Annotated in this window: 10 protein-coding genes; 6 read left to right on the top strand and 4 right to left on the bottom strand. The window is 36.5% G+C overall.

The window, feature by feature from the left end; genetic code table 11:
• A partial coding sequence (locus IQ31_RS27020) for a DUF4372 domain-containing protein (protein WP_145331447.1) occupies positions 1 to 238 on the bottom strand: 238 nt, incomplete at its 3' end.
• Positions 239 to 555: 317 nt separating this feature from the next.
• Here IQ31_RS27020 and IQ31_RS27015 point away from each other — a divergent pair.
• A complete protein-coding gene (locus tag IQ31_RS27015; protein ID WP_088160923.1) occupies positions 556 to 1,041 on the top strand; it encodes a hypothetical protein in 486 nt (161 codons plus the stop codon).
• A gap of 32 nt (positions 1,042 to 1,073) precedes the next feature.
• On the opposite strand, the gene IQ31_RS27010 is transcribed toward IQ31_RS27015, so the two are convergent.
• Complete coding sequence (locus IQ31_RS27010) at positions 1,074 to 1,646, bottom strand: Crp/Fnr family transcriptional regulator (protein ID WP_232475735.1); 573 nt, start codon at positions 1,644 to 1,646, stop codon at positions 1,074 to 1,076.
• Between the two features lie 289 nt (positions 1,647 to 1,935).
• On the opposite strand from IQ31_RS27010, the gene IQ31_RS27005 reads away from it, so the two are divergent.
• Positions 1,936 to 2,430, top strand: coding sequence for an STM3941 family protein (locus tag IQ31_RS27005; RefSeq protein WP_088160921.1), 495 nt, complete (start codon positions 1,936 to 1,938; stop codon positions 2,428 to 2,430).
• Between the two features lie 207 nt (positions 2,431 to 2,637).
• On the opposite strand, the gene IQ31_RS27000 is transcribed toward IQ31_RS27005, so the two are convergent.
• Positions 2,638 to 3,789 (bottom strand): AAA family ATPase, encoded by a 1,152-nt coding sequence (locus IQ31_RS27000; RefSeq protein ID WP_232475734.1) that lies wholly within the window; start codon positions 3,787 to 3,789, stop codon positions 2,638 to 2,640.
• Complete coding sequence (locus IQ31_RS26995; protein ID WP_088160919.1) at positions 3,747 to 4,445, bottom strand: RNA ligase family protein; 699 nt, start codon at positions 4,443 to 4,445, stop codon at positions 3,747 to 3,749. Before IQ31_RS26995 ends, IQ31_RS27000 begins: the two co-directional genes overlap by 43 nt.
• A gap of 477 nt (positions 4,446 to 4,922) precedes the next feature.
• On the opposite strand from IQ31_RS26995, the gene IQ31_RS26990 reads away from it, so the two are divergent.
• The 4 genes from IQ31_RS26990 to IQ31_RS26975 all read left to right on the top strand — a co-directional run bounded on the left by IQ31_RS26990 (position 4,923) and on the right by IQ31_RS26975 (position 7,365).
• Positions 4,923 to 5,573: a hypothetical protein gene (locus IQ31_RS26990; protein ID WP_088160918.1), complete on the top strand. Its 651-nt coding sequence runs from the start codon at positions 4,923 to 4,925 to the stop codon at positions 5,571 to 5,573.
• Positions 5,574 to 5,774: 201 nt separating this feature from the next.
• On the top strand, positions 5,775 to 6,173 hold the full coding sequence (locus tag IQ31_RS26985) for a hypothetical protein (RefSeq protein WP_088160917.1): 399 nt from the start codon (positions 5,775 to 5,777) through the stop codon (positions 6,171 to 6,173).
• 19 nt (positions 6,174 to 6,192) lie between these two features.
• Positions 6,193 to 6,762: an NUDIX hydrolase gene (locus IQ31_RS26980; RefSeq protein ID WP_088160916.1), complete on the top strand. Its 570-nt coding sequence runs from the start codon at positions 6,193 to 6,195 to the stop codon at positions 6,760 to 6,762.
• Between the two features lie 69 nt (positions 6,763 to 6,831).
• Entirely contained in the window at positions 6,832 to 7,365 is a 534-nt protein-coding gene (locus IQ31_RS26975) for a GNAT family N-acetyltransferase (protein WP_088160915.1), read from the top strand.
• Positions 7,366 to 8,070: the final 705 nt, after the last annotated feature.

Below are 8,070 nucleotides of genomic sequence, written 5' to 3'. Positions count from 1 at the left end.
TACTTGGAGCTCTTACTACACCTAAGTGGTTCAGATTACCAGTGGTACTGCGTAGACCGTTACTAATATCACGAACCGAATCTGCCGAGGAAAAATGACAGAAAAGCATACTGACTAGATGCGTCCAGCTGTTGATCCCTTTCTGATGTTTGTCACTTTTGTGCTTTGAAACCAAATCTTTGAATAATTCGCGGTCGATAAGAGATAAAATCTGACTAAAAACATTTAAATTTATCATGGCGGTGTGTTATAATTTTGCAATTTAAATATAGCAACTTTGCTATATCCAAACACCGCCACTTTTTAAACGTTTAGGACGCAAGTGATATTGGAAAAGCAAATAAAAACAATCAGTAAAAAATTTGGAGAATACGAAAATTATATACAACTTTAAAGCACAAACACCTGCTCTAAACAGGCTACAAGTTAACAAAGGAAATTTTTTATTTTAAAACGAGGATTTTATCTTAGAATCGCTCATAGACAAAAGTCTAAATTAGTTTTTTTGCAGAAAAACTTACTTTTACTTAATGTACAAACAGTAGCATATAAAATATGACAACCAACCCCATTAAGGTATATACAGTAGTTTCAAAAGAAGTAAAAGAAGATCCAGATTTATTCACCAATCTGGAAGGTGTCTTCTCAACATATGAAAAAGCACAGGAATATATTGATCACTTTTTTGGTAATGCTAAATATGGTTATCGATCTATTGTTACGACTTATTTAGATCCCTTTCAGGAAGAAATCCAAAATAACGATTCTTATTATAGCATTTCATCTCAATTAATGGGGCCGCATTTAGAAGTTGAGATCTGTAAAACTTCTTTTGCCGTCGTCCTCTCTGAAGTTGAGCAACTGCGCATCGATCCAGCAACCTCTGAGAAACCGCTGGAATTAAACCTGCATTGTTTTGCAGTTTCGGAAGAAAAGGCAATGGAAAAATTCGAGAAATTAGCTAAAGCTTATGCTAACGAACACAACATTCAATTTCAAATTCAACCCTTCCGTATTGCAGATTCAGACCAATGCTATTAACCTGTAATTACAGTAAGATTTTAGCAGGTTTTTCAGAAGTTTATTTTTTTTCGGATTTCACTTAAATATTCTGGTGTGAACCCCAGGTATGAGGCAATGAGGTATTGCGGAACACGTTGGACAAATTGGGGATATTTACGGCGCATATCATGGTAAAATTCCTCTTTGGATAACGAAAATAGGTACTTAACCCGCATTTGTGCCGCAGCATATGCTCTTTGGTACACAAAGCGAAAATATCGTTCCATGACAGGAAATGCCGCGAGCAATTTTTCCTGATTTTCTTGGCTGATATAAACCACATCGGACTTTTCCACCGCCTGAATGTAAAACGAAGTGACAAGCTTATGTTCGAAAGCCATATTATCTGTCATCCACCAATTTTCTATAGCGAATTCAGTTGTTTGTTCAACACCTTTTTCATTGACAAAGAATTTACGTAAAACACCTTTCAATACAAAAAAATGATATTTGCAAACCTGACCTTCTTCCAGTATGTTTTCTTTTTTCGCGACCGATTTCATGTTAAAGTAACTCAATATTTCCTCTAATTCAATCGGATCGATATCGATAAATTTCTTCAAATGTTCTCTAAGTTCTTCCAACAGTCCATCAATTTATTGTACAAACAAAGCTACTCATTCATTTTATCAAAAAAAAGAAACGCGGTACCATTTCAATTAAGCTCAATACGGAAGGGATGACAAGATAAATTCAAGTAATACGAATAATCATTCAACAAGCACGATTCATAAATCGGAATAGTTTCAATGGCTTTTACCCCCTACCTTTATAACAGGTACTCCAATAATATGATTAACAGATTGGAGCTATGATGAAAATGGCAGGCTCCATTTTTTGCAGAGTTTGTACTTTTTGAAAAAAGAGAAAGCAATGATCAAAATTAATTTTAGCAAAGGAAAAATTATCATTAGCATGCTGCTATGTTTTCTTCCAGTAGTCATTGGGTTATATGCCTGGTTATACTATGATTTTATTATTAAACTAACCTCGACGATATGGGTACTCGTGGCCGCATCGGTTTTTTATCTTAGACTACAACAGTTAAACCGCTATCGAAGAGGAGAGGCCGCACTCATTATAGATGAGCATATATTACTAAACAACAGCATATTGAAACCGAAGCAAATCCCATGGACGGATATCGATTATTTTGTTACTGGTTTATATCGGACAAATTCTATTTTTATAAAACTAAATGACCTTTCATCGCTAAGAAAAGAAAAAACAAGCCGTCTAATTCATTTATTAAGCTTTATTGACTGTAATCTATCAACAAAACCTGCATCTTTTTGGATCGACATAGATGTCATCGATATCAAAGAAAAGGAGCTTATGGCTCTGTTGCTACAGCGACTAAAAATGTAGCTGTACATCGGCGTTCCCCAAAAAAAGGTAGTCTAAAAAAAATCAGCCCCTTATCCATATAAGTGGGCTGATTCGCATTTATTATATCTAACACGGTTACATCAGAAAATATCCTTGCTATAAAAACGCAAAATTTTGAGATTTAGTACTTTATTTAATTCTTCAAATCAATTCAAAAATATTAGCGGTTCAACCGTAAAAAACCATCTACGCGGTAATATAGATAACCTCATGGGCTTCTGTTAACTGGGGAACTTCCAAATTATGAAGCATTTTATCCAAGACAGTTTCTGGTAGTGGGTACTCTCTATCGCTATTCTGCGCGCGCCAAATCTTATAGGGTTTTTCAACGTATAACAATTTCACATAAGCTTGATAGCTGACAAAAAGATCGATCAATTGTTTTCGCATCTGGGAAGTTATATTGGTGGCATTCCAGATAAAATCCTGTCCACAGCGTAAGTATTTTTTTGCCTGCTCTTTTGCTTCCTGTACAACCCATCCGTTTCTCTTTTTATCAGTAGGATCAATGCGATATTTGCGTCTGATGTCATCCAAACTAATAACAGGGAGGTCAGTATTCATCGCTAAAATCTGATAATCTTTGCCCATTCCCGGCAAACCTGAAAGTACAGTCACGGTGGATTTGAATGTATCAAAAGGCACATAATCAACATAGCTATTGTTTCCATTAAAATATGTAAATCGTGCATTTTCGGACAAAAAAGAACGTGTGGCATCCCAGCAGCCAATCTCTTTACTATACAGTTCGAACATATCCAATGCGTAGAGCAAAGCATCCAAATCGGCACAGTACCTTCCTTTAGCATCTGCTTCGGCCAACAACTTAAGTTGGCCCATATTGACACTCAATGACGCCTCCAAGGCGCTTTTCATTGGATCGACTTTTTCCATCAACCACAATGGCAACCCATGATAGCGTACCAATGCGACAATTTCCTCCCGTAATGCAAAAGGGGTCTCCACATCACGAAATAAAATCTCCCGTGCGGTCTGTGCTCCTCTTTTGGCATGATTTGGAGAGCTGATACGACCATCTGCAGCGACAATTGTCGTTGATCTCTTCTCGACATCATGCAATAAAGCGGAAGCCCAGAGGAGCTCCTGCTTTTGATAATCCAGATTCCGGTATTCAGGCAATCCTTCCAGCTGCTGTAATACCATTTGGGTATGAATCGCGACATTCCCTTCGGCATGATGTAAAGGGTCTTGTTGTACCTGTTCCATATCCCTGACCCAAGAAAATTGCTTCTCTAAAGCCGACCAATTCTTATTTACTGCTATTGTCCATTCCATTAGAAATCCCTCCTTTCCCAAATCATTTTTGTTCTTCGCCATGATTTTGTCCAATGTTCGTCGGTCTGGACATGTCCTTTTCTAACATATTTAAAAACATTGTGCTGAAATTCACTGACAGTATACGCATCAGCATTTCTGCAGACTACCCCCTCCATCGTACATGCTTCTCCAGTTTTAGGGTCAACCGATCCAAATTTAGAAGACTGCATGGCCAAATTTTCGACTGAACGCCGAAGTTCCAACTCAGTCAAACCCTTTACAATTTCAAGTTTTAAAACAGGTACAGTAGGCAAATCAAATAAACTGGCATAAAAAGTAACTTCTTCCCATGAAAGCCACTGATCTTTAATTCGAGCAGCAAAAACATAATAATAGTGCTCAAGTTGCACATATTCGATAGAATGCACAGCATAAAGATTTTCACCAAAAAACTCTAAATCATCCAGATCGTTTTTTAATCTAGACCAATGCTCCCGAAGCTGAGCCGTCCATGGCGACGTGGTCGGAGCTGCATGGGATCGTGCAAATACTCCACGCCGTGAAAGGCAATTATTTTCACCATCTAATTTTTCTGTAAATAACAATTTATGGAAAGATTGTATATCCTTCCAATAATGTTGATTAAAACGATCGTCGCTGCTTGTCCCTGGCGAAAATGGGAAATGATAGGTACGACCATATTTTGTTGATTCCATTTTTAAAATTTAAATCCATACTAATAAAATTGAAGACATAGGTGTAGGGTAAACAAACCGGGTAAATCCCGTTGTTTACTTTCTTCCTAAATATCGACAATGCATTACATGACTTTAAATTTTAAAAATTGACAATACTAATGATCTATTGCTACAAAAGTATTAAATTTATCTTAAAAACATAAAACAGAAAAATGTGACGAATACCAGCAAAAATGTGATGAATCAAATGTTTCTTCATCTTTTAGCTGGGATTCTATTTTTGTTTCTATAAAATAGAATTTGATTTTACTACCTTTAAGCTGAAAAGTATCAAACCGGCTTTATTAACTTTATACAAAAAAGACACTACATAATTAATCCATTATTTAACCATTCACGTCCGATTTTGCGGTGTTACGGCAAATAGCCAAGATTGCATACAGCATTGGACTGTCAAATGATCATAAATACAGGGACTAAAAAATAATTGATCACATGGATACATATATCGTGTTAAAAAGGTTCTCTAGTTTAGAAGAAGCACAAGAATGTCATAAACTACTTTCGGAAAAAGGTGTAACAACGCGGTTGGCAGATAATGTCCCCCCTGTGGATATTACATTTTCTGGAAACACGGTTGGATTTCAATATGAGATTCAAATAGATCCTGCCAATTTTGCAAATGCAGAATCTATTTTAGAAGAGCAGGAAATGCAGTCTCTCCCCTTGGTTGAAGACGACCATTATCTGTATCAGTTTTCCGACCAAGAGCTCTTAGAAATTCTTCAAAAACCCGATGAATGGAACAAATTAGACTACGCACTGGCTAGAGAAATTTTATTAAAAAGAGGGAAAGAGATTGATCAGGAAACGCTAGATCTTTTGAAACAGGAACGGCTCATGCAACTACGGGAACCGGAACCGCAGCAGAAGTATTGGGTTATTTTTGGCTATATTTCAGCCCTTCTAGGTGGACTTTTAGGAATTGCAATCGGCTATATGTTGTTTAGTTCCAGAAAGAGCCTACCGAATGGCGAACGGATATTTTCCTATTCAGATCATGACAGAAAACATGGGACAAACATATTCTATATCGGATTATTCGTATTCACAATATCCGTTCTCATCAAAATGCTCTGGGGATGATAACATAAAATGAATACGATTTACATTTTTTAGCGGAGCAGCTCGAGTGCAGCTTTGTGACTGTGGTATTCTGTATCCTATCGCGATCTAATTAGCGCTAACGTCAACTGTAAATTTTTAATACTAAAAAAAATACCTATATTTAAGATGACATCTTTATTCTTGAATTATTTTTTGTAAACCTACAAACAAATTAACTTTATGAATAGTTTAAAGACCACAGCCACTCATTTCCGTTATAAAAAGCATCCGGGAGATCTATTCAGAAATACATGCGTTCAATTATTACCGCATCCCTATAAAAATCAAGAAGACTTTTGGGTATGGTTTCATCCCTCCTACCACCGCAGTGAAGACATTTCAGATTTAGGCGACCTGTACAAACAGCTTCACGACACCCCCTGTCAAGAAACGATGACAACATCAAAAAATGAGCTATGTTACGCTGCAGTAGCGAAGGAACGTCTCTTTGAAGAAATAAAATCATTGGAACAAAAGATCTATCAGGATTGTTTTGAAAACTTTTATTTGTTGATTATTGAAGGCCGCATCGAGCTGTTTGAAAGTCATCAAATTGAAAGTAAAGAATCTAGTTCCTAATGTCTATCTTTAAACCGTTATGCATTATTTGACTTGTGCGATTATAAGGAAGGACGATAAGGTACTCATTTGTCAGCGCCCGCCATCGGTGACGCATGCCTTAAAGTGGGAATTTCCTGGTCGCATAACCGAGTCCCACCTGCCAACGAAAGCAAATTTGTCGCTCAAAATCAGGGAAGAGCTAAGTATAGATATCCTTGTCGGAAGGCCCTTAGAGATGACGCAACAAGGCCATAAAAGTCCGGCAGTTTGTCGCTATCCTGTTCTCTGCACCTTTTCCTCTGGCGAAGTTGCCATGCTAGAATATGTCCAAGCAATATGGGTCTCCTCCGCAGAACTATCGCATTTTGATTGGACCGATACCGATCGACCAATTGTAGAAGAGTATACCAGATACCTTGAGAACTCAAATCCTCCGTCCCGTATAAAGGAAGCTTTTTTAGAAAGCCTAATTGGACTCATTGGTTTTACACTGGTCCATATGTTCTTCAATGTATATATAGGCTTATTGATAACTTTGATCCTAATCGCAATTACTGGAATTTATAGTTATTACACCCGAAAAAATATATGGAAAAGAATCTCATAAAACTTTCCTACATTTATAAAAACTAAGTAACCCCTAATTTCATTTTAGCCATACTGAAGACTTAATCAGATGAAAGATTTCCCACAATTAGAGACAGAACGACTTATTCTTAACGCAATAGAAACGACTGATATTCCACAGATTGTAGACTATCTGCAAGACAAGGTCTATTCAGACTTCACATCAAATATCCCCTATCCCTACCGAAAGGAGGATGCTGAATACTGGCTTAAATTAGCGGAAGAAGCATTTGCCAATCGTAAAGGATTCACTTTTGCTATTCGGAATAAAGATAAAAAACTGATCGGAGCTATTGGTCTGCATGATGAAGGCTCGGATAAGGCTGAATTGGGATACTGGATAGCTATTCCTTACTGGAATAAAGGTTATGTCACTGAAGCTGCAAAAGCAATCATTGATTTTGGATTTAAAGAATTAAACTTTAACAAAATCTTTGCGACCTACTTCCCCCATAATCCAGCATCGGGAAAAGTCATGGAAAAAATAGGAATGAAAAAAGAGGCCCTGTTAAAACAACATTTAAAGAAAGATGGCCGGTATTACGATATCCCATTATACGCTATTTTTAAATCGGAAAAATAAAACAGCAATTTCTCATGGATAAAAAGAATATCAAGTTGCGCTGTGATCATACATTTCCTATACTTATTCTTCTTTTTGGTTGTATTGCTATATTCCCAATAATAATTTCTAAGTATTCTATTTCTCTGTTAGGAATAATTTGGGAGACTTGCTGTGGGCTCATCATATTTACAGGCGTTTGGAGATTTGAGCACTTCGAAATATCTGGAGATACACTTACCAAAGTAAACTTAGGTGGATTATATCGAAAGGATTTAAATATGTGTCATATAACCAGATATACAAAAAAAGTGATTGATATGAATCACTTTTGGAATCCGTTTAATATCATAAAGTTATTTAGTAAGGAGAAAAAATATTTTAAATTCAGAACCATAAAACTTCAGGCAACAGATAATTTAATCATGATAATAAATGAACGAAATATGCATAGCGAGGACTTCAAAAAATTATACCATATCATATGTGTCCTAAATAAATTTTAGGATTGGATTTCTGTGGTACAAGCATAGCTTTTTTCATCATTTCGATATTGACCCCTATTTTTCAATCTGCGAAGATCTTTAGCTGTCCCTTTTTTCCTTTTATAGGCGGCCTGAGAAAGGGATCATCTATCCATTGCCAGATGTTTATTTTCACGAAGATATTCATTCTGATGAATGCGACCAGATTGGACAGGTTCCAGTCATATTTGGCCTTTTTTTG

Origin of the sequence: Sphingobacterium siyangense (genome assembly GCF_007830445.1) — a bacterium.
In the GTDB taxonomy this organism is placed as follows: Bacteria; Bacteroidota; Bacteroidia; order Sphingobacteriales; family Sphingobacteriaceae; genus Sphingobacterium; species Sphingobacterium siyangense.
The sequence above is the reverse complement of the archived record's forward strand: the minus strand, read 5'-3'. Positions and strand labels throughout refer to the sequence as shown.

Bases quoted from the DNA above. Each gene is read 5' to 3' on its own strand.
- IQ31_RS26975 (WP_088160915.1), top strand. From the start codon at position 6,832: ATGAAAGATTTCCCACAATTAGAGACAGAACGACTTATTCTTAACGCA.
- IQ31_RS26980 (WP_088160916.1), top strand. From the start codon at position 6,193: ATGCATTATTTGACTTGTGCGATTATAAGGAAGGACGATAAGGTACTC.
- IQ31_RS26985 (WP_088160917.1), top strand. From the start codon at position 5,775: ATGAATAGTTTAAAGACCACAGCCACTCATTTCCGTTATAAAAAGCAT.
- IQ31_RS26995 (WP_088160919.1), bottom strand. From the start codon at position 4,445: ATGGAATCAACAAAATATGGTCGTACCTATCATTTCCCATTTTCGCCA.
- IQ31_RS27005 (WP_088160921.1), top strand. From the start codon at position 1,936: ATGATCAAAATTAATTTTAGCAAAGGAAAAATTATCATTAGCATGCTG.
- IQ31_RS27015 (WP_088160923.1), top strand. From the start codon at position 556: ATGACAACCAACCCCATTAAGGTATATACAGTAGTTTCAAAAGAAGTA.
- IQ31_RS27000 (WP_232475734.1), bottom strand. From the start codon at position 3,789: ATGGCGAAGAACAAAAATGATTTGGGAAAGGAGGGATTTCTAATGGAA.
- IQ31_RS26990 (WP_088160918.1), top strand. From the start codon at position 4,923: ATGGATACATATATCGTGTTAAAAAGGTTCTCTAGTTTAGAAGAAGCA.